The organism is Nocardioides sp. Z50_6, assembly GCF_058215755.1.
The window spans coordinates 1-26,579 of sequence record NZ_JBZAJB010000005.1; the positions used below are offsets into that span (position 1 = coordinate 1).

Sequence of the window (26,579 nt, forward strand, 5' to 3'; positions counted from 1 at the left end):
CCCGGGGTGGTGTCCTTCGGCATGAATCCATCCTCGTTTCCAAACGATGGAGCCTCCAACCAACCCAGTGCGATTCAGAGGTCCTCGCGACCCGCGAGGCGTCGAGCTTCGTGCCAACCGAACCCTTGGGTGTCGGGCTTGCCTCGGCGCTTTTTGGAGACCTTGCCGTAGAACGCGCTGGGGGCCAGGTGGCCTCCGTTCGTGCCCGGGAACATGAGGCCTTGGTGCCCCGGGGCGGCGTATTGCGCCTTGTGTTCGGTGATGGCGTCGATGATGTCGGGCGGGATGGGGACGTCGCGGATCCCGGCTTCGCTCTTGGGCGCCTTGGCCACCACGCCGGCGGAGACGGAGCGGACGACGCTACGGCGGACGTGGATGACGGCGTTCTTGACATCGACGTCCATCCGCCGAAGCTCAGCCAGTTCACCGAAGCGCAGGGCGCAACTGTCGGCCAGGATCACCATGAGCCGGTACCGCTCCGGCATGTGGGCCACGATCGTGAGGATCTCCTCGACCGTGGCGGGTCGGATCTTGCGTTTGGCACCCGAGGACCCCCCACCCCTGATCCCGCAGGGGTTGAAGGGAATGAGGGGAGTGCCGTCGTTCTGGGTGGGGTCGGCCGCGCTCCGCATGATCGCGCGAAGTAGCGAGTAGCCATGTGCTCGGGCGGTGGGACGGCCGGGAGCCACTGTGTCGTACCAATCGGCCACGGCCTCAGTGGTGATGTCGCGCAACTGCATGGAGCCGAACGTCGGGAGAAGGAATCGGTCGAGCGCGTACCGGTAGTGGTCGATGGTGCGGTCTGCGAGCGGCCGACCCTTGACTCTTCGATTCCGCAGCCAGCGCTCCGCGTAGGGGGCGAACGTTTCGGTGGCGCGAGCGCGTTCCGCGCGCCGGATCGCCGGGGGCTTCCACTGGTCCGCGACGATGAGACGGCGTTCGTCGGCGAGCCACCCTTCAGCGTCGACCTTGCTGTCGAACGTGTGCGGAGCGTTGTGGCGCAGGACCTCGCCGTCGGCGGTCATGCGTCCGTCGGGTCGGCGTATCGTGCTCGGTAGCGGCCGCTGGGCAACTTGCTGATCTGCCCGAACTGCCGTCGTTCCGCTCGTCGAGGCATGGTCCCGAGACCTCATTTCGTGTCCACTACGTGTCCATAGATCCGGGTTTCGTGTCCATAAGTGCTCATATCTGGACAAGGCTTGAAATCAGCATAACCTCAGGTCAGAGGCCATTTTGGCACGTCATGTGAGGGGGGTCCAGAGGGCCAAATCTCACCTTCGAACCCAGTATCGCCCACCTCGAACAGCCTCTGTCCTGCGGAAACGCGGCCAGAGGCCGTTCTCGTTCCGATGTCGCATCGGATTGAAACCCTCACTGGCCAGTTCCGGCGCTTGGAATGCGGTGGCCGGATGCCTCCAGCTGTCGAGAAGTGTCGACGACCTCGAGATCGCGTCGCGGAGTACATCGACTGGTGCAACCACCGACGCCTTCAGGGCGAGATCGGACTCGTCCCCCCGTCGTGCGAAGACGGAAACTCAGGCACACCCCCCGGCCGAGCGCGGAGCCGGATCGTGCGCAGACCCTTAGGATCGCGCTCGTGCGCCTGATATCGGCTGTTCTCGGGTTCGCCCTGAGGAAGCTGGGTCTGCTCGGGGCGCTGGTGGTGTCGCTGTTCCTCGCCTACCTGCTCGTCCAGGTCCTGGTCCCCAGTCTGCGCGAGGCCGTGGCAGACCATGAACGCCTCGAGAAGGTGTCCGAGGAACGAGCAGCTCTGGAGGACGACCTCGCCCAGCTGCGGCGCACTGCCGCGGAGGGCCGAAGCGAGGCGGTCGAGTCGCTGGAGGGCAAGATCGGCGCCGAGATCGAGGAGGGGCGCCGCAACGTCGCGACGAAGAAGGCGGAGATCGAGCGGCTGCGTGCGGACCAGCAGGACCTTTGTGGCCTCGTGCAGGAGGTCATCGCCTGGTTGACCCCGGGCAACGCGTGCAGGTCCGCTGAGGCGGCCGTCGAGAAGGCGGACGAAGCGCTCGACACCCTGGAGGGAACCCTCGACCAGGCTGAGCAGGACGCCGCCGTCCTCGCCGACCCCACCCTGAGCCCTGAGCAGAAGCTGGACCGCCTCGGCGTCGGCGGCGAGAACTCCCTGATCGAGAGGGAGATCGACAACAAGGAATCCGAGCTTGGCCAGAAGAACGCCGAGGAGGAGAGCCTGGAGCAGTCCCAGGCGTCCGGGGTGGGATGGGTCCTCAACCAGTGGCTCCAGTCGTGGAGATGGTTGGCCGCCGTCGCCCTGCTCGTGCTCGTCCTGCCAGGAGCCCTGCGCACCTTCAGCTACTTCGTGCTGATGCCGCTGGTGAGTCGGGTGCACACCCCGATCCGGCTGGCGGAGGGCTCTGAGCGCTCGACCGCCGACCTGCGCACCAGTGCCGCGCAGCGGACCCTGAATATCGAGCTGGGGACCGATGAGGTGCTGTCCGCGCGGTCGGAGTACGTACGCCCGGTGCAGGGCAAGATCCGCAGCCGGCTCCTCTACGACTCCACGGCGCCCTTCATCAGCTTCGCGGCCGGGCTCTACTTCCTGAGCCGGATCACCGGCGACGGGGGCGTCACCTCGGCGACGCTGGCCTCGCCCGACCCGGACTCCTACCTGATGCGCATCGACTTCCAGGACCATCCGGGTCTGGTGATGCATCCCAAGCACGTGGTGGGCGTCATTGGCACGCCGGACCTGCAGACGCGCTGGCGGTGGGGCATCCAGTCCTTCGCGACCTGGCAGGTGCGCTACATCATGTTCGCGGGCACCGGCAGCCTCATCGTCCAGGGCATCGGCGACGTCGCGGCCACGGACCCCCGCGGCCGGTCCACCAGGATGGAGCAGCACCTGGTGATGGGGTTCGACTCCCGCCTGAGCGTGGGGGTCAACCGGACCGAGGTGTTCTGGCCCTACCTGCGGGGCAAGACCCCGCTCGTCGACGACGAGTTCACCGGTCACGACCCCCTCTTCTGGCAGAAGTCCAGCACCAGCGGGACCAGCAGCCCTGTCGCCAGGGCGTTCGGCGCGTTCTTCTCGGGGTTCGGCAAGCTGTTGGGCTTCTGATCTCCCTCGAGCCGGGGAACCACCCCGCCCAGAAGCGTCAGCGGGACTGGAGCGCGTACGCGAGCGCGAGCGCCGTGGCGGTGACACCCAGCATCAGCGCCAGCACCCGGTCCGGCATCCGGCTGTGCCAGCGCGCCCCCAGATAGCCACCGACCAACCCGCCCAGCCCGCAGGCGATCCCCACGGCCCAGTCCGGTGCCACCGAGCCGTCGGTGCGCACCGCGAGGACCGCGAACGCGATCGCGCCGACGATCGAGGTCACGAACGTCGAGGCCAGCGCCGCGGGCGCAACCCTGGCCACCGGCAGGCCGCGCGCGACCAGGATCGGCGCCAGCAGCGACCCGCCGCCGATCCCGTAGACGCCACCGACGACGCCCACCGCCAGTCCGAGCCCGGCGATCAGGCGGAGCGGGGGATCGTCCTCTCGCCGCACTGCCGGAGCAGGCCGCAGAGTGCGCCAGATCAACCACAGCCCCACGGGCAGCAGGACCGCTGCCGCCACCACGCGGAAGGTCCGGACATCGGGGATCGCATAGACCCGCACGAGCGCGCCGACGACCACCCCCGGGACCGTGCCCGCCAGCATGTACCGCGTCAGCTCACCGGGGCGCTGACCCTGCGCCCGGTAGCGCAGCAACGCCCCCGGGCCGGACACGACGTTGTAGAGCAGGTTCGTCGGCGTCACCGCCGGGCTCGGGATCTTCAGCAGGTCCATCTGGACCGGCAACAGGAAGACCGCGCCGGAGACACCCACCGGTGCGGTGAGCGTCGCGATCACCAGTCCCGCGACCAGTCCCAGCGCCAGATGTCCCCAGTCCACCGCCCGATCCTCGCAGCGCGGACCGAGGGACCCGTGCACCCCTCGCCGGTCCGGGTCAGGCCTTCCGCTCGGCGAGCCGGCCGGGGACGAGTCGGTGCCCGGTCGCGGTGGCCCCGAGACGGAAGGCGACCAGCGCGATCGCGATGCCGCCGAGGTCGTCGGCGATGTAGTGCCAGCCGAAGTAGAGGGTGGCCACGACGGTGGCGGCGAAGTTGACCCAGAAGACGACCCGGAGGAGCCGGCTCCGCACGGTGTACTGGACCATCAGCGCCCACAGCAGGCTGATCGCGGTGTGCAGGCTCGCGAAGCCCGCCACGCCCTGGTAGTCCTTGTCGGCCCACAGGAAGCCCTGCCGGGCATAGACCAGCGAGTCCATCAGCTGGGAGGTGGCGTTCGGTGCCAGGTCCATGACCAGGGAGGGGTACATGATGCCCGGGCCCAGCGTGGGCAGCAGGTAGTAGGAGAGCGCGCCGAGCGACCACGCGATCGCCTGGGCGGTGACGAACCACCAGCCGTAGCCGATGTTGTTCGACCACACCAGCCAGACGGTGACCAGGATGGCCACCAGGGGGATGTAGGCCAGGTAGACCGCGGAGAGCACGTGGGCCGAGATGTCGGTCCCGAGCAGGTCGTGCAGCACCCTCGCGGGGTCGTGGCCGAAGAGGATCGACCGGTCGAGGACGCGCATCTCGCGGTCGAACTTCTCCTCGCGCACCAGCGGCAGCAGCGACTTGAGGTTCCGGTAGGAGACGTAGACGACGTAGAAGCACGAGATGCCCACGACCACGAGCTGGAGCCGGCTCTGGGTCCAGTGCGTCCGGATCCGCTCGCGGATCTCGCTGATGGTCCGGGCGGGGTGCAGCCGGCCGCGCCACAGGGCGCGGGGGAGCAGGTCGACGATGATCGCGGAGCCGCAGAGCACCGGCAGCCGCACCCACGAGGGACCCAGGAAGCTGCCTTCCGGGTCGGCGATCGGCTGGTCGAGGACCAGGCTGGCGATCAGCGCGGCCAACCCGCTGACGACCGCGAGGCAGACCAGGACCAGGTAGTCACGCCGCCACCGGGAGCGGGTCCCTTCCGACCCGGGAGCGGACGAGGTTGACACGAGAGATCTCCTGAGAGGCGGCCGGGCGGGTCGGCATGAAGGTACTTGCCGGGCCCAAGGGTGCCTTCCCCCAGGGTGGTTCGCGCGACTCCGATCGCTCAGGCCCGACCGTCGTCCTCGTGTCGTCGGCTGCGTACCCACCAGACGGCTCCCAGCACGACGAGGGCGGTCAGGACGACGTCGCCGAAGACGCCGAGGTCCCTGGCCAGGGACTCGTACGAGGCGCCCAGGACGTAGCCCGCCCCGGCGATCACGACCGCCCAGAGGGTGCCGCCGACGACGTTCGCCACCGTGAACCGTCCCCGCGCCATGCCGCTGACACCGGCAGCACCGGGCGCCAGGGCCCGCAGCACGGCTGTCCACCGGGCGAGCACCACCGCCACGGCCCCGCGCCTGCGGATCAGGTCGAAGGCGCGGTCGAGACCTCCCGAGCCGCGGACCGAGGCAGGCAGGCGGTCCACGAGCCGGTCGCCGTAGCGGCGCCCGACCAGGAACCCGACCTGGTCCCCGGCCGCCGCACCGGTCGCGGCGGCCACGATGACCGCCCACAGCGGAAGTCCGCCGCCGTGTGCGACGACGCCCCCGATCAGCACCGCGATCTCGCCGGGCACGAAGACCCCGAGCAGGAGTCCGGCCTCGGCGGCGGGGAGGGCGAAGACGAGGGCCAGCACCAGCCAGGGCGGGAGGCCGAGGAGTGCCTCGACCACGGTCCTCAGCCGTCGCTCCGGGGGCCGGCGGCGTCTCCCTGCCCCGGCCCGGTGGCCACGGAAGCCGCCACCGGGGTCGCCTCGCGACCGGCCACCAGCGGGGTGAGCCACCGGCTGGCCGGGTCGGCGTCGATCAGCAGCGACCGGACCAGCAGGGAGAGCGGCACCGCCAGGATCGCCCCGATCGGGCCGATGACCCCGGCCCAGAAGATCAGGGAGACGAACGTCAGGGTGGTGGTCAGCCCGACCGAGTTGCCGACGACCCTCGGGTGGATCACGGACTGGATGGTGAAGTTGACCGCGAGGTAGACCAGCGCCACCCACAGCAGCAGCGACGGCCCGCCCTCGAGCAGGCCCAGCACGGCGGGCGGCACCAGCCCGATGAGGAAGCCGATGTGGGGGATGTAGCTGGTGAGGAAGGCCAACAGGCCCCACACCAGTGGCGCGGGGACGTCCAGCAGCGCCAGGGCGACCGTGTCGAGGACGGCGATGATCAGCCCGAAGACGGTGGAGACCAGGATGTACCGGCGGGTGTCGGTCGCGAAGCCGGAGAGCGCGGCCACCAGCTGGGGTCGCTCTTCGCGCACCGCCGCCAGCTGCGCGGGGAAGGCCCGCCCGTCGATGGTCATGAACAGCACCAGCGTCAGCAGCAGGACCAGGCCCGAGACGAGCCCGTAGGCGTCGGAGAGCGTGGCGGTGAGCACGTCCACGAGCTTGCCGGCGTCCAGCCCGCCGCCCAGGTGCTCGATCTGCTCGCGGGAGACCCCGGCCCTGTCGAGCAGGCTCGTCCCCTCCGAGACCAGGTCGTTGAAGTCGTCCTTGTACTGCGGGAGCAGCGTGGCGAAGCGGGCGGTGGCGGCCACGATCGAGACGGCCAGCCCGAGCAGCGTCGAGGCGACCAGCAGCACGCACACGACGGTCGAGACCCAGCCCCACACGTGCCGGTCGAGGCGGACCCGCAGGGGGTGGGCGACGATGACCAGGACCAGGGCGAGGAAGGTGGGTCCGATCAGGCTCGCCGAGGTGCGCATCCCGGAGATCACCAGGAAGGCCGCAGCCACCCCCAGCAGCACGACGATGGCCCGGGGCAGGCCCGCGGGGCGGGGCGGCGCGGGCGGGGGAGTGCCCGGCGGCTCCGGCGGAGGCGGGGCGTCGGAACTGTCGGAGGACAAGGTGGGCACGGGGCTCCCTCCCGCACGGCAGCGTCGCGACGCACCCGAGCTGGTCCGGCTCTGAGTGCCTGCCGATCCGCCGGCGCCGGGGTGACGGATCCCACTACCGCTCTCGACGATACGCCGTTGCGCCGGCGCGCGTCCCACCTGCGCGTCCGGCCACCCGCAGGACGACGGATAGCATCGTGGGCGAGACCAGCCCACCGAGACCAGGAGTAGCCGTGCCCGAGATCAAGGTCGTCCGCGTCCACGCCGCCGAGCGTCAGGAGCAGACCACCGCCACGGGCACCAAGGCGTGGGAGCTGTTCGCCGACGCCCCCGAGGTGATCGCCGCCCGGATCGGCGGCGAGCTGAAGGACCTGGCCACCCCCCTGGCCGACGGCGACGAGGTCGAGTCGGTGGCGATCGACAGTCCCGACGGCCGCGACATCCTGCGCCACTCCACCGCCCACGTGATGGCCCAGGCGGTCCAGCAGCTCTTCCCCGAGGCCAAGCTCGGCATCGGCCCGCCGGTGGAGAACGGCTTCTACTACGACTTCGACGTGGAGACGCCGTTCGTCCCCGAGGACCTCGCCAAGATCGAGACCGCGATGCGCAAGATCATCAAGGAGGGGCAGCGGTTCGAGCGCCGGGTCACCACCGACGCGGACGCGCTCGACGAGCTCCAGGACGAGCCCTACAAGGTCGAGCTGATCGGGCTCAAGGGCTCCGGGCACGCCGAGGGTGCGGCCGAGGGCGCCTCGGTCGAGGTCGGTGCCGGCGAGCTGACCATCTACGACAACGTGCGCCGCAACGGCGACGTGGCGTGGTCGGACCTGTGCCGAGGCCCGCACCTGCCCACCACCAAGCGGATCCCGGCCTTCAAGCTGATGCGCTCCGCCGCGGCCTACTGGCGCGGCGACGAGAAGAACAAGCAGCTCCAGCGCATCTACGGCACCGCGTGGGAGTCGAAGGAGGCGCTCGAGGCCCACCTGCACCGGATCGAGGAGGCCGAGCGCCGCGACCACCGCAAGCTCGGGCGCGACCTCGACCTGTTCAGCTTCCCCGACGAGATCGGCTCGGGCCTGCCGGTCTTCCACCCCAAGGGTGGCGTGATCAAGCGGGCGATGGAGGACTACGTCCGCCAGCGGCACATCGAGGAGGGCTTCGACTACGTCGGGACCCCGCACATCGCCAAGGAGGGGCTCTTCCACACCTCCGGACACCTGCCCTACTACGGGGAGGGGATGTTCCCCGCCCTCGACGTCGACGGCATGGACTACCGCCTCAAGGCGATGAACTGCCCGATGCACAACCTGATCTACCGCTCCCGGCAGCGCTCCTACCGTGAGCTGCCGCTGCGGCTCTTCGAGTTCGGCAGCGTCTACCGCCACGAGAAGTCCGGCGTCGTCCACGGCCTCACCCGGGTCCGCGGCTTCGCCCAGGACGACTCCCACTCCTACTGCACCCCGGAGCAGGCGCCCGACGAGGTCGAGCACCTGCTCAACTTCATGCTCAGCGTGCTCCGCGACTTCGGCCTCGACGACTTCTACCTCGAGCTCTCCACCCGCGACGCCGGCAAGGACAAGTTCATCGGCTCCGACGAGGACTGGGCGACCGCCACCAAGGTGCTCGAGGACGTGGCCACCCGGACCGGGCTCGAGCTGGTGCCGGACCCGGGCGGGGCCGCCTACTACGGCCCCAAGATCTCCGTCCAGGCCAAGGACGCGATCGGCCGGACCTGGCAGATGGGGACCGTCCAGTACGACTTCAACCAGCCCTCGGCCGACCGCTTCAACCTCGAGTACGTCGCCGCCGACGGCTCCCGGCAGCAGCCGGTGATGATCCACTCGGCCAAGTTCGGCTCGATCGAGCGGTTCCTCGGCGTGCTGGTCGAGCACTACGCGGGCGCCTTCCCGCCCTGGCTCGCCCCGGTCCAGGTGGCGGCGATCCCGATCGCCGAGCGGCACAACGACTACCTCTTCGACGTGGCCAAGCGGATGAAGACGCTGGGCCTGCGGGTGGAGGTCGACGACTCCGACGACCGGATGCAGAAGAAGATCCGCAACGCCCAGCTGCAGAAGGTCCCGTTCATGATCATCGCCGGGGACCAGGACGTCGAGGCGGGCGCGGTCTCCTTCCGCTACCGCGACGGGCGGCAGGACAACGGGGTGCCGCTCGAGGAGGCGATCGAGCGGGTCGCCGCCGCCGTGACGAGCCGCGAGCAGGTCTGATGGTGCCGGGCGGGACGGAGTCGGGGGAGAGCGCGCACCAGGACGGCATCGGCCGCCCCGACGACCTCGAGCGGCTCTGGACGCCCTACCGGATGGCCTACATCCGGGGGGAGAACAAGCCGAGCGACCCGTCCAGCCGGGAGTGTCCGTTCTGCCGGGTGCCGGGACTCGCCGACCCCGACGGTCTGGTGGTGCACCGGGGTGAGACCGCGTACGTGGTGCTCAACCTCTACCCGTACTCCTCGGGTCACCTGATGGTCTGCCCCTACCGGCACATCGCCGACTGGACCGAGACCACCGACGAGGAGGCCGTCGAGATCGGCCGGCTGACCAAGGAGGCGATGCGGACGCTGCGCAGGGTCTCGCGCGCCGAGGGGTTCAACATCGGGATGAACCAGGGCACCGCCGGGGGAGCCGGCATCGCCGCGCACCTGCACCAGCACGTGGTGCCCCGGTGGGTCGGCGACGCCAACTTCATGCCGATCATCGGCCACACCAAGACGCTGCCCCAGCTGCTGACCGACACCCGGGAGCTGCTCGCGGAAGCCTGGGACGCATGAGCCCGTTCCCCGCGGTGGGCGACGTCGGACCGCCCGACGACGCCCGTCTGGCCGCGGACCTGGTGCGCGAGGCCGCCGGCCTGGCCGCGCGGATGCGGGCCGAGGGCCTGGCGGTCGAGACCAAGACGTCGGTCTCCGACGTGGTCACCGCGGCGGACCGGGCGGCGGAGGAGCTGGTGGTGCGGACCCTGCGCCGGCTGCGACCGGACGACTCGATCCTGGGGGAGGAGGGTGCCGACCACGTCGGGAGCAGCGGCCGGACCTGGGTCATCGACCCGGTCGACGGGACCTACAACTTCGCGGCCGGCCTGGACTGGTGGTGCTCCGCGCTGGCCCTGCGCGACGGTGAGCGGCTGCTGCTCGGCGCCGTGCACCACGAGGCCTCCTCCGCGACGTACGTGGGCGGCCCGGACCTCCCCCCGACGGTCGAGGGCCGCCCGCTGGCACCGCTGGTCGACCGTGCCCTCGGCGAGTCGTGCCTGACGACCTACCTGCACCCGCCGTTCTACGGCGGCCCGGTGGGGGAGGCGTTCGGGCGGATGGCCAACGGCGCCGCCACGGTGCGGATGCTGGGGTCGGGCACGATGGACGCGATGGCGATCGCCTCGGGCCGGCTGCACGTGCTGTGCCAGCACTCGGTCCCGCCGTGGGACGAGCTGCCCGGGGCCGCGATCATCCGCGGGGTCGGCGGCCGGACCGAACGGGTGCGCGCCGCCGGCGTGGACTGGTACGTCGCGGGCGTGCCGACCGCGGTGGCCGAGGTCTGTGCGGCGCTCGCCGACCGATAGCCTGCTGACGCCATGCTCGAACATCTCCGGGGTCTCGTCACGAAGATCCTCATCGCGCCCATCGCCCGCCTGCTGCTGCGCCTGGGCCTGGGCCCCGACGCGATCACCGTGATCGGGACGGTGCTCACCTGCGCCTCGGCGCTCTGGTTCGCCCCCCGCGGCGAGCTGATGACCGCGCTGGTGCTGGTGACGGTCTTCGCCCTCTTCGACCTGCTCGACGGCACCATGGCCCGCATCAGCGGACGGACCAGCGCGTTCGGCGCGTTCCTCGACTCGACGCTGGACCGGATCGCGGACGCCGTCATCTTCGGCTCCGTGCTGCTCTACTTCGCGGGGCCCGGCGACACCGTCCTCGGGCAGGCCGCAGCCCTGTGGTGCCTGGTCACGGGGATCTCCACCTCCTACGCCCGGGCTCGGGCCGAGTCGGTGGGCTTCACGGCCCGGGTGGGGATCATGGAGCGGGCCGACCGCCTCGTCCTGCTCGCCCTGTCGGCCGTCGCCGCCGAGATCGCCGGCGACCCGCTCGTCTTCGCCTGGGGCCTGGTGCTGCTCGGGGCGCTCAGCACGGTCACCGTCCTGCAGCGCATCCTCAGCGTGCGACGGCAGGCGCTGGCAGCGGCGGCGCCGCCCGCCCGGGGCTGAGCCCCGTGGGCGATCGGCTCGGTGGCGCCGAGATCGTCGCGACCGAGCGGCGCTCGGCGCTCGTGCTGCGCCTCGACGGCCAGGCCCAGTCCTACGTGGACCTCGACGACCCCACCTTCCTCGCCTTCGACTACGTCCGCCGGCTCGGCGACGTGCTCGACGGGTTCACCGAGCCCGGCCGTGCCGTCCGGATCGTCCACGTGGGCGGAGCCGGCCTCACGCTGCCCCGCTACGTGGCCGCCACCCGGCCGCGCTCCGCGCAGATCGTGCTGGAGCCGGACGAGGCGCTGACGGCGCTGGTGCGCGCCGAGCTCCCGCTGCCGGCGCGCAGCGGCATCAAGGTGCGCCCGCTCGACGGCAGGACCGGGCTCGCCGGGCTCCGGACCGACAGCGCCGAGGTGATCCTGGTCGACGCCTTCGCCGACGGGCGGGTGCCCGGCGACCTGGTCACCACGGAGGCGTTCGCGGAGGCGGGCCGGGTCCTCGAGCCGGGGGGCCTGCTGCTCCTCAACGTCGCGGACCGAGCGCCGTTCGCCTGGACCCGTCGGGTGCTCGCCGCGCTGCTCACCTCCTTCGGCGCTGCGTCGGTCCACCTCGAGGCGGCGACCCGGCGGGGCCGCCGGGCGGGCAACCTCCTGCTGGTGGTCTCGCAGCAGGACGGCCCGGTGGACCGGGTGACGGCTCACCTGCAGGCGCGGCCCGGCGAGTTCCAGGTCGTGGCGGGGCGCAGCGTGGCCGACTCCTTCGGTGGCGGACAGGCCTTCACCGACGCCGACACTGAGCCCTCCCCGCGACCAGGGCAGCAGTAGCCGCGACCTGTCGAGGCAGCGCCCGGCGGGCAGCCGGCGGGTGGCCGGCGAGACCGCCCTTGCGCCGGGTCCGCCGGGGCCTACGCTGAAAGGCATGACCGAGGAGAGCACCGAGACGACCGGCGGCACCACCGGGACCTCGCGCGTCAAGCGCGGCATGGCCGAGATGCTGAAGGGCGGCGTCATCATGGACGTCGTCACTCCCGACCAGGCCAAGGTCGCCGAGGACGCGGGCGCGGTTGCGGTGATGGCGCTGGAGCGCGTCCCCGCCGACATCCGGGCTCAGGGCGGGGTGTCGCGGATGAGCGACCCCGACATGGTCGAGGGCATCAAGGAGGCGGTGTCGATCCCGGTGATGGCCAAGGCCCGCATCGGGCACTTCGCCGAGGCGCAGGTCCTGCAGAGTCTCGGGGTCGACTACATCGACGAGTCCGAGGTGCTCACCCCGGCCGACTACGCCCACCACATCGACAAGTGGTCCTTCACCGTTCCCTTCGTCTGCGGGGCCACCAACCTCGGCGAGGCGCTGCGCCGGATCACCGAGGGCGCCGCGATGATCCGCTCCAAGGGCGAGGCCGGCACGGGCGACGTGTCGAACGCCGTCACCCACATGCGCACGATCCGCGCCGAGCTGCGCCGGCTCCACGCCCTCGACCCCGAGGAGCTCTACCTGGCCGCCAAGGAGCTGCAGGCGCCCTACCCGCTCGTCCAGGAGGTCGCCGCCACCGGGACGCTCCCCGTCGTCCTCTTCACCGCGGGCGGCATCGCCACCCCGGCCGACGCCGCGATGATGATGCAGCTCGGGGCCCAGGGCGTCTTCGTCGGCTCGGGCATCTTCAAGTCCGGCAACCCGGCCCAGCGCGCCGAGGCGATCGTGAAGGCGACCACCTTCTACGACGACCCCGAGGTGGTGGCCAAGGTCTCCCGGGGGCTGGGCGAGGCGATGGTGGGCATCAACGTCGACGAGATCCCGCAGCCGCACCGGCTGGCCGAGCGCGGCTGGTGAACGGGGCGCCGACCTGAGGCGGTGACGGGACCGGGTGGGCTCAGCCGCGTCGGGGCTCTCCGGCGTAGGTGCCGAAGGACCACTGGTTGCCCTCGGGATCGCGGAGGAGGAACTCCCGGCTCCCGTACGACTTCTCGTCGATGTCCCCGGGCTCCAGGCCGGCGTCCTTGGCCCGCTGCCAGACGGCGTCGACGTCCGAGGTGACGACGTAGGCCGCGGTGGTGCCGGGTTGCTGCGTGAACGGGCCCTCCGGCTTGTGGCGGCCCAGCATCACGCCTCCGCCCTCGGGCCAGTCGAGCTGGGCGTGCTCCACCACGCCGCTCTCGTCGCGGTAGACCGCGGTCTCCTCGAAGCCCAGGGCGACGAGGCCGCGGATCAGCAGGTCGGGGTCGTGGGCCTGGAAGGCCGGCCAGACGGTGGGGGTGTGGTCTTCGCTCATGCCGACGATGCTCCCGCGTCGTCGCCTGCGCGATCTTGGAGATTTGGGAACTCCGCGGCCAGCCACGCCGAGGGTCCCAGTCCGGCGAACTCGTGGAAGTCGCGCACGAGGTGCGACTGGTCGTAGTAGCCGGCACGGGCGGCCACGCCGGCCAGGGTCGTGCCCGAGCCCGGCACCCGGGCCACCACCCGCCGGGCCACGTCGAAGCGGGCGAGCCGCTGCACCGTCTTGGGTCCGTGCCCCACCTCGGCCGCCAGCAGCTGTCCGAGCCGCCGCCGGCTGTAGCCGACCTCGCGGGCGACGTCGGCCACCGGGAGGTCCGGGCGGCGGGTGAGCAGCCGCCAGGCCTCACGGACCTCCTCGCGCGGGACCGGGGGCTCGGCCCCACGGCGGACCAGCCGCTGACGCCGGAGCAGGAAGCCGGCCACGGCGGCATATCGGCCGTGCCAGTCCGCAGCTGCGTGCAGCTCCTCGGTGACGCGGTCGACCTCGGGCCCGAAGAGGTCGCGGGCGTCCCAGCTGCCCACCGGCAGGTCCGCCGCCGGCACGCCCAGGAGCCCCCGGGCCGTGAGCGGGTGCAGCGTGAGCTGGACGCCCCGCCAGACGCCAGGCTGCTCGACCATCGCCGGCCGCGTGTGCAGCCCGCCGAGGGAGACCCACCGGCTGTCGCGAACGCCGTCGTGCCAGGCCTGCTCCGTGGGGGCGGTGCGCAGGGGTCGCTCCAGGCTGAGCACCAGGGTCACGGTGTCGGAGGGGAGCCCACGATGGACGCTGGGCTCGAGGCCGTGCGCCGCGTAGCCGAACATCGAGACGACGTGCTGACGCAGCGCGGCCGGGATCTCCGCCCTCGGCGGGCTCTGCCACGTGCGGCCCATGCCGGCGAGTCTGCCCGATCGCCGCCGCTGAGTCACCGGCCCTCGTCGGCCCTAGGATCGGAGACCGTGAGTCCCACCATCGGCGTGCTGGCGCTCCAGGGAGACGTCCCCGAGCACCTCGCGGCGCTCCGCTCGCTCGGGGCCGACCCCGTCCCCGTCCGCCGCCCGGCCGAGCTCGCCGTCTGCGACGGGCTGATCGTCCCGGGCGGTGAGTCGTCGACCATGAGCAAGCTCGCCGCCCTCTTCGACATGCTCGGTCCGCTGCGCGCCGCGGTCCGCGACGGACTCCCCGTCTTCGGGACCTGCGCCGGCATGATCATGCTCGCCGACCGGATCGAGGACGGCATCGCTGGCCAGGAGACGATCGGCGGCCTGCACGTCACGGTGCGCCGCAACGCGTTCGGGCGCCAGGTCGACTCCTTCGAGGAGAACCTCGACGTGACCGGGCTGGACGACCCGGTCCGGGCCGTCTTCATCCGGGCTCCCTGGGTCGAGAGCGTCGAGGACGACGTCGAGGTCCTGGCGCGGGTCGGGTCGGGGCCGGCCCTGGGTAGGATCGTGGCCGTCCGCCAAGGCCCCCTGATGGCGACCTCGTTCCATCCCGAGGTCGGCAGCGACGGCCGGGTCCACAAGATGTTCGTTGACCTGGTGCGTTCGGCCTGACGGCGTACCGAATCCAGGGCTGCACCCGAGAAGCCGTACTCGAGACTGATAGAGGGACTCATGTCAGGCCACTCAAAATGGGCGACCACGAAGCACAAGAAGGCCGCCATCGACGCGAAGCGCGGCAAGCTCTTCGCCAAGCTGATCAAGAACATCGAGGTGGCGGCTCGGCAGGGTGGTGGCGACCCCGGGGGCAACCCCACCCTCTACGACGCGATCCAGAAGGCCAAGAAGTCCTCGGTCCCCAACGACAACATCGACCGCGCCGTCAAGCGCGGCTCCGGCGCCGAGGCGGGGGGTGCGGAGTACCAGACCATCATGTACGAGGTCTACGGGCCCCAGGGCGTCGCGCTGCTCGTGGAGTGCCTCACCGACAACCGCAACCGCGCGGCCATGGAGGTGCGCACCGCGGTCACCCGCAACGGGGGCACCATGGCCGACCCCGGCTCGGTCTCCCGGCTCTTCACCCGCAAGGGCGTGGTCATGGTGCCCAAGGGCCAGGAGAGCCGTGAGGTCACCGAGGACGACGTCCTCGAGGCCACGCTCGAGGCCGGGGCGGAGGACGTCAACGACCTCGACGAGACCTTCCGGGTGATCTCCGAGGCCACCGACGTGGTGGCCGTGCGCACGGCGCTGCAGGCCGCCGGCATCGACTACGACTCCGCCGAGGTCGAGTTCGTGCCCAGCATGGAGATCCCGGTGGACGCCGACGCGGCGGCCAAGGTCTTCCGCCTCGTCGAGGCGCTCGAGGACCTCGACGACGTGCAGAACGTCTTCGCCAACTTCGACGTACCCGACGACGTGATGGCCCAGCTCGAGGACTGAGGCACCGCGCCCGGGCCGCCGTCTGCGTGTCGGCGGCGGCCCCCGCCGCGCCACGGGATAGCGTGTCGTGCGAACACACGTTCGGACGAGAGGGTGGCGATGCGTGTCCTGGGGATCGACCCCGGCCTGACCCGGTGCGGCATCGGCATGGTCGAGGGCGAGGTCGGCCGGCCGCTGAGCCTGGTCGACGTCAACGTGCTCCGCACCAGTGCCTCGCTCCCGGTCGCCGAGCGACTGGTCACCATCGAGAAGGGCATCGATGCCTGGCTCGACGAGTACCGGCCGGACGCGGTGGCTGTCGAGCGGGTCTTCGCCCGGTCCGACTCCAGCACGATCATGGGCACCGCACAGGCGAGCGGCATCGCCCTGGTCGCCGCGGCCCGGCGCGGGCTCCCGGTGGCCCTGCACACCCCCAGCGAGGTGAAGGCGGCCGTCTCCGGCAACGGACGGGCCGACAAGGCCCAGGTGGCCGCCATGGTGACCCGGATCCTGCGGCTGGCCGCGCCCCCCAAGCCCGCCGACGCCGCCGACGCGCTCGCCCTGGCCATCACCCACATCTGGCGCGGTGGCGCCCAGTCCCGTCTCGAGGCCGCGGTCGCCGCCCAGGCCGTCGCCGCCCGCCGACCCACCACCAGGAGACCCGCATGATCGCCTTCGTCCGCGGCCGGGTGGCCGCGCTCACCCTCTCCTCGGCGGTGCTGGAGGTGGGAGGGGTGGGCCTGGAGCTGATGTGCACCCCCGCCACCCTGGCGACGCTGCGTCCCGGCCACGAGGCGACCCTGCCCACCAGCATGGTCGTCCGCGAGGACTCCCTGACCCTCTTCGGGTTCAGCGACGACGACGAGAAGGCGTGCTTCGAGCTGGTGCAGACCGCCAGCGGGGTGGGGCCCAAGCTGGCCCAGGCCATCCTGGCGGTGCTGACTCCCGACGTGCTGCGGTCGGCGGTGGCCTCGGAGGACGTCAAGACCCTCACCAAGGTCCCCGGGATCGGTCAGAAGGGCGCCCAGCGCATCATCCTGGAGCTGCGGGACCGGCTGGGCGCCCCGGCCGGCGGCCCGCGGGCCGCCGGCGCCGTGCCCGCGGCCGAGGCGTGGCGCGACCAGGTGCAGCAGGGCCTGGTGGGGCTGGGCTGGTCGGCGCGTGAGGCCGACAAGGCGGTCGAGGCCGTCGCCGGGCAGGCCGGGCCGGCCCCTGACGTCGCGGCGCTGCTCAGGGCCGCCCTCCAGACGCTGAGCAGGACCTGAGATGGATCCCGAGGAGTTCCTCTCGCTCAGCGAGGACGCGCACCTGCGCTCGCTGACCGCGGCGGAGGCCGAGGGCGACGAGCGGGCCGTGGAGGCGGCGCTGCGCCCCCGGGCCCTCGACGAGGTGGTGGGGCAGGTCCGGGTCAAGGACCAGCTCGGGCTCGTCCTCGAGGCCGCTCGGCAGCGCGGCCGGGCGCCGGACCACGTGCTGCTCTCCGGCCCGCCCGGGCTGGGCAAGACGACCCTGGCGATGATCATCGCGGCGGAGATGTCGGTGCCTCTGCGGCTGACCAGCGGGCCGGCGATCACCCACGCCGGCGACCTGGCGGCCATCCTCAGCGCGGTCAACGAGGGCGACGTCGTGTTCGTCGACGAGATCCACCGGATGTCGCGCCCGGCCGAGGAGATGCTCTACATGGCCATGGAGGACTTCCGGGTCGACGTGATCATCGGCAAGGGCCCGGGGGCCACCGCCATCCCCCTGGAGATCCCGTCCTTCACCCTGGTCGGCGCCACCACCCGGGCCGGCCTGCTGCCGGGCCCGCTGCGCGACCGGTTCGGCTTCACCGCCCACCTGGAGTACTACGAGCCGGCCGAGCTCGACCAGATCGTGCACCGGTCCGCCGGGCTGCTCGACGTCGACCTGACCGAGGGCGGATCGGCGGAGATCGCCTCGCGCTCGCGCGGCACCCCGCGGATCGCCAACCGGCTGCTGCGCCGGGTCCGCGACTACGCCCAGGTGCGCGCCGACGGCGTGCTGACCCGCGAGGTGGCGCGCGCCGCCCTGGATCTCTACGAGGTGGACGAGCTCGGACTGGACCGGCTGGACCGGGCCGTGCTCGACGTCCTGTGCCGCCGCTTCGGCGGCGGCCCGGTGGGCGTCTCCACCTTGGCGGTGGCGGTGGGGGAGGAGCGCGAGACCGTGGAGGAGGTCGCCGAGCCCTTCCTGGTGCGCAACGGCTTCCTGGCCAGGACGCCCCGGGGTCGCGTCGCCACCGCCGCCGCGTGGCAGCACCTGGGGCTCCCCGTGCCGGCCTCCGCGGGGCCGAGCCTCGACGAGGGTCTCTTCGACGACTAGGACCCACGTAGACTCGCGGGCGCACACCCACCCCCCGTCGAGAGGTCTTTTCGTGGAGTTCCTGCCCCTGGTCGCCATCGCCCTGGTCTTCTGGCTGCTGATCGTGCGGCCTGCCAGCCGACGCCAGAAGGAGGTCGCGAAGCTCCAGGCCGCCCTCGCCCCCGGCGACCGGGTGCTGCTCAGCTCGGGCATCTACGCGGTCGTCCAGGAGACCCAGGACGACCGGATCCGGGCCGAGATCGCCCCCGGTGTGGTCGTCGAGGTGGCCCGCGGTGCCGTGGCCGCGATCCAACCCGCCCTCGTCGAGGGGCAGGGGCCGGACGACGCCCCGGACGGCCCGGCCACCCCGGGCTCCTGACGTGGAGTCTCCGGCCCTGCTCGAGGCGCGTGCCGCGATGACGCGTCTGGTCGTCGACGTGCCCGACTTCCCCACCCCCGGGGTGGTCTTCAAGGACATCACCCCCCTGCTCGCTGACCACACGGCCTTCGAGCTGGCCGTCGCCGCCCTGGCCGCCGCCGGGCAGGACCGGTCCGGCCGGGTGGTCGTGGACAAGATCGTGGGCATGGAGGCGCGCGGTTTCATCCTCGGCGCCCCGGTCGCGCTGGCCCTGGGGGCCGGCTTCGTGCCGGTGCGCAAGGCGGGCAAGCTGCCGCGCGAGACCCGCGCGGAGTCCTTCGACCTCGAGTACGGCTCAGCCACCCTCGAGATGCACCGTGACGCGGTCGCGCCCGGCGACCGGGTGCTGCTGGTCGACGACGTGCTGGCGACCGGGGGCACCATGGCCGCGGCCCGCCGGCTGGTCGAGGCGTGCGGGGGAGAGGTGGTCGGGATCTCGGTGCTGATGGAGCTGGGATTCCTCGAGGGCCGGGCAGCCTGCGGGGACCTCCCCGTGACCGTGCTGCAGACGGTCTGAGCCGGACTAGACTGACGGTTGTGACCGAGGAGACCGGAACGACCCAGGAGCCCGCCGCTCGCGGTGCCGAGCTTCCCGTCTCCGCCCGCTCGATGCGCGCCCGGCTGGCGCGGATCGGCACCAGGAGCCAGCCGGGGAACCCGGTGCTCGAGCCGCTCTTCCGAGCGGTCCGGGCCAACCACCCCAAGGCCGACCTGGCGCTGCTGGAGCGCGCCTACCTGACGGCCGAGAAGATGCACGGCACCCAGACCCGCAAGAGCGGCGATCCCTACATCACCCACCCGCTCGCCGTCACCACGATCCTGGCCGACATCGGGATGACCGAGCCCACCCTGGTCGCCGCGCTGCTGCACGACACGGTCGAGGACACCCCGTACACCCTGGAGGAGCTGCGCACCGACTTCGGTGACGAGGTCGCCGTGCTCGTCGACGGCGTCACCAAGCTGGACAAGGTCAAGTACGGCGACGCCGCCCAGGCCGAGACCATCCGCAAGATGATCGTGGCGATGTCGCGCGACATCCGGGTGCTGGTGATCAAGCTGGCCGACCGGCTCCACAACATGCGCACGCTGCGCTACGTGCCGCAGGCGAGCCAGGAGCGCACCGCCCGCGAGACCCTCGACATCTATGCCCCGCTGGCCCACCGGCTCGGCATGAACACCCTCAAGTGGGAGCTCGAGGACCTCGCCTTCGCGACCCTGCACCCCAAGATCTACGACGAGATCGTGCGGATGGTGGCCGAGCGGGCCCCGTCGCGCGACCAGTTCCTGGCCCAGGTGATCGCCCAGGTCAAGGAGGACCTGAAGAACGCCCGGATCAAGGCCAAGGTCACCGGCCGTCCCAAGCACTACTACTCGATCTACCAGAAGATGATCGTCGGCGGCCGCGAGTTCTCCGACATCTACGACCTGGTCGGCATCCGCATCCTCGTCGAGGAGGACCGCGAGTGCTACTCGGTGCTGGGCGTCCTGCACTCGCGCTGGAACCCGGTCCTGGGGCGCTTCAAGGACTACGTGGCGATGCCCAAGTTCAACATGTACCAGTCGCTGCACACCACGGTGATCGGCCCGGCCGGCAAGCCGGTCGAGGTCCAGATCCGCACCTACGCGATGCACCGGCGTGCCGAGTACGGCGTCGCGGCGCACTGGAAGTACAAGGAGAACTCGCGCGACGGGGTCGACACCGACAAGCGCGGCGACCTCGACGACATGCACTGGCTGCGCCAGCTGATGGACTGGCAGAGCGACGTGGAGGACCCGGGCGAGTTCCTGGAGTCCCTGCGCTTCGAGATCAACCGGGCCGAGGTCTACGTCTTCACCCCCCGGGGCGACGTGATCGCGCTGCCGACCGGGGCGACGCCCATCGACTTCGCCTACGCCGTCCACACCGAGGTCGGGCACCACACCATCGGCGCCCGGGTCAACGGCCGCTTGGTGCCGCTGGAGTCCACCCTGGACAACGGCGACGTGGTCGAGGTCTTCACCTCCAAGGCGCCCACCGCCGCCCCGTCGCTGGACTGGCTCAACTTCGTCAAGTCCCAGCGGGCCCGCTCCAAGATCCGTCAGTGGTTCACCAAGGAGCGGCGCGAGGAGGCCACCGAGCGCGGCAAGGAGCAGATCGCCCGGCTGATGCGCAAGGAGGGGCTGCCCCTCAAGCGGCTGCTGTCGCACGAGTCGCTCACCGAGGCGGCCACCCACTACAAGCTGGGCGACGTCTCCGCCCTCTATGCCGCCGTCGGTGAGGGCAACCTGTCGGCCCAGGCCGTGGTGCGCCGGGTCATCGAGCTGCACGGCGGCGACGACGGCGCCGCCGAGGACCTCGCCGAGGCCGTGACCATCACCGGCCGCCGGAAGCGGCCGGACAAGGTCGTGTCGGTCGGCGACAGCGGCGTGGTCGTCCAGGGGAGCGGCGACGTCTGGGTCAAGCTGGCCAAGTGCTGCACCCCGGTGCCGCCGGACCCGATCCTGGGCTTCGTGACCAAGGGCGGCGGGGTGTCGGTGCACCGCAAGGACTGCACCAACGCCGAGAGCCTGCAGAGCCAGCCGGAGCGGCTGGTCCCGGTCGACTGGGCGCCGACGGCGCACTCGACCTTCCTGGTCAACATCCAGGTCGAGGCCCTGGACCGGGCGCGGCTGCTCTCCGACATCACCATGGCGCTGGCCGACACGCACGTCAACATCCTCAGCGCGACGCTGCAGACCACCCGCGACCGGGTCTCCAAGAGCCGGTTCACCTTCGAGATGGCCGACGCCACCCACCTGGACAGCGTGCTGCGTGCGGTGCGCGGGGTGCCCGGCGTCTTCGACGCCTACCGGGTCACCCAGTAGGCCGACGACTCCCGGTCACCCGGGAGAGCGGGACCTGCCGGGTCACCCGGTCCTCGGCCTCAGCCGGAGAACTCCTCGGCGGCGCGCCGCGCGGCGTCGAGGAACGCCTGCCGGGAGGCGAGGTTCTCCTCCAGCTCGCGCACCTGCTTGTCGTTGCCGGCGGCCCTGGCCTTCTCCAGCTTGGCCTCGAGGTCGTCGATGGCCGTCTGCAGCTTGCCGATCATGTCGTCGGCCCGGGCGGACTTCTCGGGGTCGCTCTTGCGCCACTGGTCGTCCTCGACGCCGCGGATCGCCTGCTCCACCTTGCGCATCCGGCCCTCGAGGTCCTTGATCCGCTCGCGGGGGACCTTGCCGGCCTCGTCCCACCGGTCGGCCAGCGCCCGGAAGGCGGCCTTGGCGGCGTCCAGGTCGGTCACGGGCAGCAGCGCCTCGGCCTCGACCAGCAGCGCCTCCTTGACCTCGGCGTTCTTGGCGAACTCGGCGTCCGTGGCGGCGTTGGCCGCGTCACGGTTGCCGAAGAAGGTGTCCTGGGCGCCACGGAAGCGCTTCCAGAGCTTGTCGTCGACCTCGCGGGGCGCCGGTCCGGCGGCCTTCCAGTCGCGCATCAGGTCGCGGAAACGGCCCGAGGTGGGGCCCCAGTCGGTGGAGTCCGCGAGTGCCTCGGCCTCCTTGACCAGGCGCTCCTTGACCACGCGCGCCGCGTCGCGCTTCTCGTGCTGCTCGGCGAAGTGGCTCTTGCGGTGCCGGGTGTAGGTGGTGCGGGCCGAGGAGAAGCGGCGCCACAGGGTGTCGTCGGTGGCCTTGTCGAGGCGGGGGAGCGCCTTCCACTCCTCCAGCAGGTCACGGAGCCGGTTGGCGCCGTTGCGCCAGTCGCTGCTCTGGGCGAGCTTCTCGGCCTCGTCGACGATCTGCTCCTTGCGGGCCTTGGACTCCGCGGTGCGCTGGGCCTTCTCGGCCTTGCGCGCCTCCCGCTGGGCGGCGATGACCGGGCCCAGTGCGTCCAGCTTGGCCGCGAGCGAGTCGAGGTCGCCCACCGCGTTGGCCTCGACGACCTGGGCCCGCACCGTCTTGACGGCGGTGGTGGCCTCCTCCGGTGAGACCTTGCCGGCGGCGATCCGCTGCGCCAGCAGTCCCACCTCGAACTCGAGCGCCGCGTAGCGTTCGGTGAAGAACGCCAGGGCCTCCTCCGGGGTGCCGGCAGGGTAGGACCCCACCGCCCGTTCCCCTGCGGTGGTCGTGACGTAGACGGTGCCGTCCTCGGCCACCCGGCCCCACTCGGACTGCTTGCTCGCGCTCATGGGCGCCCATGCTAGTCAATGATCGGCTGGTCCTCGGTAGGCTGCTGACCGACAACCTCTCCTGAGTCGATCGAAGGTCCATCACCGTGTTCATCGCCGGCTTCCCCGCAGGCCCCTGGGGAACCAACTGCTACGTCGTCTCCACCGGTCCCGGCAACGAGTGCGTGGTGATCGATCCTGGCAAGGACGCGGCCGCCGGCGTCGACCAGGTCGTCCGCGAGAACCGCCTCAAGCCGGTGGCCGTGCTGGTGACCCACGGGCACGTCGACCACATGTGGTGCGTGGCCCCGGTGGCCGGCAGCTACGACGCCACCGCCTGGATCCACCCCCGCGACCGTCACCTGCTCGCCGACCCGATGGCCGGGATGTCGCGGGAGACCACCCAGATGCTCCTCGGCGGGAAGTACGAGTGGGCCGAGCCCGACGACGTCCGCGAGCTCAGCGACCGGCAGACCCTCGAGATCGCCGGCCTGAGCTTCCTGGTCGACCACACGCCGGGTCACACCGAGGGGTCGGTGACCTTCCGTACGCCGTACGGCGTGTCGGCCGGACAGCCGGACGTCTCCGAGGTGATGTTCTCCGGGGACCTGCTCTTCGCCGGGTCCATCGGCCGCACCGACCTGCCCGGGGGCGACCACCCCACGATGCTGCGCAGCCTCACCGACAAGGTGCTGCCGCTGGCCGACGACATCGTGGTGCTGCCGGGCCACGGTGAGCAGACCTCCATCGGCCGTGAGCGGGCGACCAACCCCTACCTGCGCGAGCTGCTCGACCAGGGCTCCTCCGCGCCCGTCACCCGGGGGCTGTGAGATGGCGCGGATCGCCCCGCTCAGCGGGTTCCCCGAGCTGCTCCCCGCCCAGCGGGTCGTCGAGCGCGAGGTCGTCGCCTCGCTCTCGCACACCTTCGAGCTCCACGGCTTCGCCAACATCGAGACCCGCGTCGTCGAGCCGCTGGACAGGCTGGCCAAGGGCGGCGAGATCGACAAGGAGATCTACGTCCTGCGGCGGCTCCAGGCCGACGACACGGCCGACGACACGGGTCTGGGCATGCACTTCGACCTCACGGTGCCGTTCGCCCGCTACGTCCTCGAGCACGCCGGTCACCTGGAGTTCCCGTTCCGCCGCTTCCAGATCCAGCCGGCCTGGCGCGGCGAGCGCCCGCAGGAGGGGCGCTACCGCCAGTTCACCCAGGCCGACGTCGACATCGTCGGCAAGGACACGCTGCCCTTCCACCACGACGTGGAGGTCATGTCGGTCATGGTCGACGCGCTGGACCGCCTGCCGGTGCCGCCGGTCTCGTTCCAGTTCAACAACCGCAAGCTGATCCAGGGCTTCTACCGCGGCCTCGGCCTCGAGGACGTGACCGGGGCGATCAGGATCATCGACAAGCTCGACAAGCTGCCGGCCGAGGAGGTGGCCCGCCTGCTGGTCGAGCAGGCCGGAGCCACCCCCGAGCAGGCGGCGCAGTGTCTGGAGCTGGCCACGATCCGGGTCCCCGACACCTCGTTCGTGGAGCGGGTGCGGGCGCTGGGCGTCACCGACGACCTGCTCGAGGAGGGGCTGGCCGAGCTCGCCGCCGTGGTGGAGGGCTGCGCCGCGATCGACGCGCCGTCGGTCACGGTCGAGGCGAACCTGCGCATCGCCCGTGGGCTGGACTACTACACCGGCACCGTGGTCGAGATCTTCATGACCGGCTACGAGCGTCTCAAGTCGGTCGGCGGCGGTGGGCGCTACGACGCCCTGGCCAGCGACGGCAAGACGACCTACCCCGGCGTGGGCGTCTCCTTCGGCGTCTCCCGCAGCGTGCTGCCGCTGATCGCGGACGGCGTGCTGGCGGGCTCCCGGCCGGTGCCGAGCGCCGTCCTGGTGGCGGTCGTCGACGAGGAGACCCGGAGCCGCTCCACCGAGGTGGCCGCGTCGCTGCGACGCAGCGGCGTACCCTGCGAGGTCGCGCCGGCGGCCCAGAAGTTCGGCAAGCAGATCCGCTTCGCCGAGCGCCGCGGCATCCCCTGGGTCTGGTTCCCCGGGGAGGACGGCGCGCACACTGTCAAGGACATCCGTACCGGGGAGCAGGTGGCCGCGGACCCGGCCGTCTGGACCCCGCCCGTCGAGGACCTGCGACCGCGGGTCCTGACCACCACCCCCGAGGAGACCACCCCGTGATCCGCACCCATGACGCCGGCACCCTGCGACCCGAGCACGTCGGCGAGACCGTGACCCTCGCCGGCTGGGTGGCGCGGCGCCGTGACCACGGCGGCGTCGCCTTCCTCGACCTGCGCGACGCCAGCGGGGTGGTCCAGGTCGTGGTCCGCGACGAGGCGGTGGCACACAGCCTGCGCAACGAGTACTGCCTCAAGGTGACCGGCGAGGTCGGCACCCGTCCCGAGGGCAACGCCAACGCCGCGATCCCCACCGGGGAGATCGAGGTCGTCGCGCTGCCCGGGACCGAGGGGGTGGAGGTGCTCTCCGCCTCGGCCCCGCTCCCGTTCCCGATCGACGACGCCGCCTCGCACAAGGGCGGCGACGTGGGGGAGGAGGTGCGCCTCAAGCACCGCTACCTCGACCTGCGCCGCTCCGGCCCGGCCGCCGCCATCCGGCTGCGCAGCCGGATCAACCGGGCCGCCCGTGCGGTCCTCGACGCCCACGACTTCGTCGAGGTCGAGACCCCCACCCTGACCCGGTCCACGCCCGAGGGCGCCCGTGACTTCCTGGTGCCGGCCCGGCTCGCCCCCGGCAGCTGGTACGCGCTGCCCCAGAGCCCGCAGCTGTTCAAGCAGCTGCTGATGGTCGGCGGGCTCGAGCGCTACTACCAGATCGCCCGGTGCTACCGCGACGAGGACTTCCGCGCCGACCGCCAGCCGGAGTTCACCCAGCTCGACATCGAGATGAGCTTCGTGGACCAGGAGGACGTCATCACGCTGATGGAGGACGTCCTCGAGGCCATGTGGGCCGTGGCCGGTCACACCATCAGCCGGCCGATCCCGCGGATGACCTACGAGGAGGCCATGCGCCGGTTCGGCTCCGACAAGCCCGACCTGCGGATGGGCCTGGAGCTGGTGGAGTGCACCGAGTTCTTCGCCGACACCACCTTCCGGGTCTTCCAGGCGCCGTACGTCGGCGCCGTGGTGATGCCGGGCGGGGCTTCGCAGCCCCGCAAGAAGCTGGACGCCTGGCAGGAGTGGGCCAAGCAGCGCGGCGCCAAGGGGCTGGCCTACGTGCTGGTCCAGGAGGACGGCTCGCTCACCGGCCCGGTCGCCAAGAACCTCTCGGAGACCGAGGCGGCCGGGCTGGCCGCGCACGTGGGTGCCTCGCCCGGCGACTGCATCTTCTTCGCCGCCGGGGCCGCCAAGCCGAGCCGGGCGCTGCTCGGCGCGGCGCGGCTGGAGATCGGCCGTCGCGGCGGCTTGATCGACGAGTCGCGCTTCGCCTTCACCTGGGTCGTCGACGCGCCCCTCTTCGAGCCCGCCTCCGACGCCGTGGCCAGCGGCGACGTGGCTGTCGGGGCCGGGGCCTGGACCGCGGTGCACCACGCGTTCACCAGCCCCAAGCCGGAGTTCCTCGACACCTTCGACACCGACCCCGGTTCCGCGCTCGCCTATGCCTACGACATCGTCTGCAACGGCAGCGAGCTCGGCGGCGGCTCCATCCGTATCCACCGCGAGGACGTGCAGAAGCGGGTCTTCGCGGTGATGGGGATCGGCGAGGAGGAGGCGCAGGAGAAGTTCGGCTTCCTGCTCGACGCCTTGAAGTACGGCGCGCCGCCGCACGGCGGCATCGCCGTCGGCATGGACCGGATCGCGGCGATCCTGGCGGGGACCGACTCGATCCGCGACGTCATCGCCTTCCCCAAGTCGGGTGGCGGCTACGACCCGCTGACCGCCGCTCCGGCGCCGATCTCGCCCGAGCAGCGGGCGGAGGCCGGCGTGGACGCGGTGCCGGACGACGAGAGCTCCTCGGAGTCTCCGCAGGAGTGACGCCGGGGGGTCACCTGGGTGAG

Annotated in this window: 27 protein-coding genes; 18 read left to right on the plus strand and 9 right to left on the minus strand. The window is 71.7% G+C overall.

Features of this window, described 5'->3' with window-relative positions; all coding sequences use genetic code 11:
* Positions 1-74 precede the first annotated feature (74 nt).
* On the minus strand, positions 75-1,025 hold the full coding sequence (locus tag AC4BGE_RS12725) for a tyrosine-type recombinase/integrase (RefSeq protein WP_490575524.1): 951 nt from the start codon (positions 1,023-1,025) through the stop codon (positions 75-77).
* Entirely contained in the window at positions 1,022-1,117 is a 96-nt protein-coding gene (locus AC4BGE_RS12730) for a hypothetical protein (RefSeq protein ID WP_490575525.1), read from the minus strand. The genes AC4BGE_RS12725 and AC4BGE_RS12730 overlap by 4 nt, the downstream gene beginning before the upstream one ends.
* Positions 1,118-1,597: 480 nt before the next feature.
* Between AC4BGE_RS12730 and AC4BGE_RS12735 the strand changes: the two genes are divergently transcribed.
* Positions 1,598-3,097, plus strand: coding sequence for a hypothetical protein (locus AC4BGE_RS12735; protein WP_490575526.1), 1,500 nt, complete (start codon positions 1,598-1,600; stop codon positions 3,095-3,097).
* 37 nt (positions 3,098-3,134) lie between these two features.
* Here the strand turns inward: AC4BGE_RS12735 and AC4BGE_RS12740 are convergent, their stop codons facing one another.
* From AC4BGE_RS12740 to AC4BGE_RS12755, 4 genes are all read right to left on the minus strand, one after another.
* Complete coding sequence (locus AC4BGE_RS12740; RefSeq protein ID WP_490575527.1) at positions 3,135-3,917, minus strand: sulfite exporter TauE/SafE family protein; 783 nt, start codon at positions 3,915-3,917, stop codon at positions 3,135-3,137.
* 55 nt (positions 3,918-3,972) lie between these two features.
* Positions 3,973-5,022, minus strand: a complete 1,050-nt coding sequence (locus AC4BGE_RS12745; RefSeq protein WP_490575528.1) for a phosphatase PAP2 family protein — start codon at positions 5,020-5,022, stop codon at positions 3,973-3,975.
* 98 nt (positions 5,023-5,120) lie between these two features.
* On the minus strand, positions 5,121-5,729 hold the full coding sequence (locus AC4BGE_RS12750) for a DedA family protein (protein ID WP_490575529.1): 609 nt from the start codon (positions 5,727-5,729) through the stop codon (positions 5,121-5,123).
* A gap of 5 nt (positions 5,730-5,734) precedes the next feature.
* Positions 5,735-6,910, minus strand: coding sequence for an AI-2E family transporter (locus tag AC4BGE_RS12755; RefSeq protein WP_490575530.1), 1,176 nt, complete (start codon positions 6,908-6,910; stop codon positions 5,735-5,737).
* A gap of 212 nt (positions 6,911-7,122) precedes the next feature.
* On the opposite strand from AC4BGE_RS12755, the gene thrS reads away from it, so the two are divergent.
* The 6 genes from thrS to pdxS all read left to right on the plus strand — a co-directional run bounded on the left by thrS (position 7,123) and on the right by pdxS (position 12,919).
* A complete protein-coding gene (gene thrS, locus AC4BGE_RS12760) occupies positions 7,123-9,114 on the plus strand; it encodes a threonine--tRNA ligase (RefSeq protein WP_490575531.1) in 1,992 nt (663 codons plus the stop codon).
* A complete protein-coding gene (locus tag AC4BGE_RS12765) occupies positions 9,114-9,674 on the plus strand; it encodes an HIT family protein (protein WP_490571503.1) in 561 nt (186 codons plus the stop codon). Before thrS ends, AC4BGE_RS12765 begins: the two co-directional genes overlap by 1 nt.
* On the plus strand, positions 9,671-10,462 hold the full coding sequence (locus AC4BGE_RS12770) for an inositol monophosphatase family protein (protein ID WP_490575532.1): 792 nt from the start codon (positions 9,671-9,673) through the stop codon (positions 10,460-10,462). Before AC4BGE_RS12765 ends, AC4BGE_RS12770 begins: the two co-directional genes overlap by 4 nt.
* A gap of 12 nt (positions 10,463-10,474) precedes the next feature.
* Positions 10,475-11,104: a phosphatidylinositol phosphate synthase gene (gene pgsA, locus AC4BGE_RS12775; protein ID WP_490575533.1), complete on the plus strand. Its 630-nt coding sequence runs from the start codon at positions 10,475-10,477 to the stop codon at positions 11,102-11,104.
* A 5-nt stretch (positions 11,105-11,109) separates the two neighbouring features.
* On the plus strand, positions 11,110-11,913 hold the full coding sequence (locus AC4BGE_RS12780) for a spermidine synthase (RefSeq protein ID WP_490575534.1): 804 nt from the start codon (positions 11,110-11,112) through the stop codon (positions 11,911-11,913).
* Between the two features lie 94 nt (positions 11,914-12,007).
* Entirely contained in the window at positions 12,008-12,919 is a 912-nt protein-coding gene (gene pdxS / locus AC4BGE_RS12785) for a pyridoxal 5'-phosphate synthase lyase subunit PdxS (protein ID WP_490571499.1), read from the plus strand.
* Positions 12,920-12,959: 40 nt separating this feature from the next.
* Here pdxS and AC4BGE_RS12790 read toward each other — a convergent pair whose 3' ends face one another.
* Together AC4BGE_RS12790 and AC4BGE_RS12795 are read right to left on the minus strand one after the other, a co-directional pair.
* On the minus strand, positions 12,960-13,358 hold the full coding sequence (locus tag AC4BGE_RS12790) for a VOC family protein (protein ID WP_490575535.1): 399 nt from the start codon (positions 13,356-13,358) through the stop codon (positions 12,960-12,962).
* Positions 13,355-14,233, minus strand: coding sequence for an AraC family transcriptional regulator (locus AC4BGE_RS12795; protein WP_490575536.1), 879 nt, complete (start codon positions 14,231-14,233; stop codon positions 13,355-13,357). Before AC4BGE_RS12795 ends, AC4BGE_RS12790 begins: the two co-directional genes overlap by 4 nt.
* Positions 14,234-14,299: 66 nt before the next feature.
* Here AC4BGE_RS12795 and pdxT point away from each other — a divergent pair, with 66 nt between their 5' ends.
* From pdxT to AC4BGE_RS12835, 8 genes are all read left to right on the plus strand, one after another.
* A complete protein-coding gene (gene pdxT / locus AC4BGE_RS12800) occupies positions 14,300-14,896 on the plus strand; it encodes a pyridoxal 5'-phosphate synthase glutaminase subunit PdxT (protein ID WP_490575537.1) in 597 nt (198 codons plus the stop codon).
* A gap of 60 nt (positions 14,897-14,956) precedes the next feature.
* Positions 14,957-15,721 carry a YebC/PmpR family DNA-binding transcriptional regulator gene (locus AC4BGE_RS12805; protein WP_490571495.1) on the plus strand — a complete coding sequence of 255 codons (765 nt, stop codon included), beginning with the start codon at positions 14,957-14,959 and terminating at the stop codon, positions 15,719-15,721.
* A gap of 108 nt (positions 15,722-15,829) precedes the next feature.
* Complete coding sequence (ruvC, locus tag AC4BGE_RS12810) at positions 15,830-16,369, plus strand: crossover junction endodeoxyribonuclease RuvC (protein ID WP_490571634.1); 540 nt, start codon at positions 15,830-15,832, stop codon at positions 16,367-16,369.
* On the plus strand, positions 16,366-16,965 hold the full coding sequence (gene ruvA / locus AC4BGE_RS12815; RefSeq protein ID WP_490571494.1) for a Holliday junction branch migration protein RuvA: 600 nt from the start codon (positions 16,366-16,368) through the stop codon (positions 16,963-16,965). Before ruvC ends, ruvA begins: the two co-directional genes overlap by 4 nt.
* A 1-nt stretch (position 16,966) precedes the next feature.
* On the plus strand, positions 16,967-18,043 hold the full coding sequence (gene ruvB / locus AC4BGE_RS12820) for a Holliday junction branch migration DNA helicase RuvB (protein WP_490571493.1): 1,077 nt from the start codon (positions 16,967-16,969) through the stop codon (positions 18,041-18,043).
* Positions 18,044-18,095: 52 nt separating this feature from the next.
* Complete coding sequence (gene yajC, locus AC4BGE_RS12825; protein WP_490571492.1) at positions 18,096-18,401, plus strand: preprotein translocase subunit YajC; 306 nt, start codon at positions 18,096-18,098, stop codon at positions 18,399-18,401.
* A 37-nt stretch (positions 18,402-18,438) separates the two neighbouring features.
* The gene (locus AC4BGE_RS12830) at positions 18,439-18,957 is read left to right on the plus strand and encodes an adenine phosphoribosyltransferase (protein WP_490571633.1); all 519 of its coding nucleotides are present in this window, start codon (positions 18,439-18,441) and stop codon (positions 18,955-18,957) included.
* Between the two features lie 92 nt (positions 18,958-19,049).
* A complete protein-coding gene (locus tag AC4BGE_RS12835) occupies positions 19,050-21,284 on the plus strand; it encodes a RelA/SpoT family protein (protein ID WP_490571632.1) in 2,235 nt (744 codons plus the stop codon).
* A gap of 59 nt (positions 21,285-21,343) precedes the next feature.
* On the opposite strand, the gene AC4BGE_RS12840 is transcribed toward AC4BGE_RS12835, so the two are convergent.
* Entirely contained in the window at positions 21,344-22,582 is a 1,239-nt protein-coding gene (locus AC4BGE_RS12840) for a DUF349 domain-containing protein (RefSeq protein ID WP_490575538.1), read from the minus strand.
* 86 nt (positions 22,583-22,668) lie between these two features.
* Here AC4BGE_RS12840 and AC4BGE_RS12845 point away from each other — a divergent pair, with 86 nt between their 5' ends.
* Genes AC4BGE_RS12845 through aspS form a run of 3 tightly spaced genes read left to right on the plus strand, consistent with a single transcriptional unit; the run spans position 22,669 to position 26,556 of the window.
* Entirely contained in the window at positions 22,669-23,391 is a 723-nt protein-coding gene (locus tag AC4BGE_RS12845) for an MBL fold metallo-hydrolase (protein ID WP_490575539.1), read from the plus strand.
* 1 nt (position 23,392) lies between these two features.
* The gene (gene hisS, locus AC4BGE_RS12850) at positions 23,393-24,745 is read left to right on the plus strand and encodes a histidine--tRNA ligase (RefSeq protein WP_490575540.1); all 1,353 of its coding nucleotides are present in this window, start codon (positions 23,393-23,395) and stop codon (positions 24,743-24,745) included.
* Positions 24,742-26,556 carry an aspartate--tRNA ligase gene (gene aspS / locus AC4BGE_RS12855; RefSeq protein WP_490575541.1) on the plus strand — a complete coding sequence of 605 codons (1,815 nt, stop codon included), beginning with the start codon at positions 24,742-24,744 and terminating at the stop codon, positions 26,554-26,556. The genes hisS and aspS overlap by 4 nt, the downstream gene beginning before the upstream one ends.
* The last annotated feature ends 23 nt before the right edge of the window (positions 26,557-26,579 follow it).

Excerpts from the sequence above, each read along its gene's own strand:
- AC4BGE_RS12725 (WP_490575524.1), bottom strand. The coding sequence starts at position 1,025 with ATGACCGCCGACGGCGAGGTCCTGCGCCACAACGCTCCGCACACGTTC.
- AC4BGE_RS12730 (WP_490575525.1), bottom strand. The coding sequence starts at position 1,117 with ATGCCTCGACGAGCGGAACGACGGCAGTTCGGGCAGATCAGCAAGTTG.
- AC4BGE_RS12765 (WP_490571503.1), top strand. The coding sequence starts at position 9,114 with ATGGTGCCGGGCGGGACGGAGTCGGGGGAGAGCGCGCACCAGGACGGC.
- AC4BGE_RS12770 (WP_490575532.1), top strand. The coding sequence starts at position 9,671 with ATGAGCCCGTTCCCCGCGGTGGGCGACGTCGGACCGCCCGACGACGCC.
- pgsA (WP_490575533.1), top strand. The coding sequence starts at position 10,475 with ATGCTCGAACATCTCCGGGGTCTCGTCACGAAGATCCTCATCGCGCCC.
- pdxS (WP_490571499.1), top strand. The coding sequence starts at position 12,008 with ATGACCGAGGAGAGCACCGAGACGACCGGCGGCACCACCGGGACCTCG.
- AC4BGE_RS12790 (WP_490575535.1), bottom strand. The coding sequence starts at position 13,358 with ATGAGCGAAGACCACACCCCCACCGTCTGGCCGGCCTTCCAGGCCCAC.
- AC4BGE_RS12795 (WP_490575536.1), bottom strand. The coding sequence starts at position 14,233 with ATGGGCCGCACGTGGCAGAGCCCGCCGAGGGCGGAGATCCCGGCCGCG.
- AC4BGE_RS12805 (WP_490571495.1), top strand. The coding sequence starts at position 14,957 with ATGTCAGGCCACTCAAAATGGGCGACCACGAAGCACAAGAAGGCCGCC.
- ruvA (WP_490571494.1), top strand. The coding sequence starts at position 16,366 with ATGATCGCCTTCGTCCGCGGCCGGGTGGCCGCGCTCACCCTCTCCTCG.
- ruvB (WP_490571493.1), top strand. The coding sequence starts at position 16,967 with ATGGATCCCGAGGAGTTCCTCTCGCTCAGCGAGGACGCGCACCTGCGC.
- AC4BGE_RS12830 (WP_490571633.1), top strand. The coding sequence starts at position 18,439 with ATGACGCGTCTGGTCGTCGACGTGCCCGACTTCCCCACCCCCGGGGTG.
- AC4BGE_RS12835 (WP_490571632.1), top strand. The coding sequence starts at position 19,050 with ATGCGCGCCCGGCTGGCGCGGATCGGCACCAGGAGCCAGCCGGGGAAC.
- AC4BGE_RS12840 (WP_490575538.1), bottom strand. The coding sequence starts at position 22,582 with ATGAGCGCGAGCAAGCAGTCCGAGTGGGGCCGGGTGGCCGAGGACGGC.
- hisS (WP_490575540.1), top strand. The coding sequence starts at position 23,393 with ATGGCGCGGATCGCCCCGCTCAGCGGGTTCCCCGAGCTGCTCCCCGCC.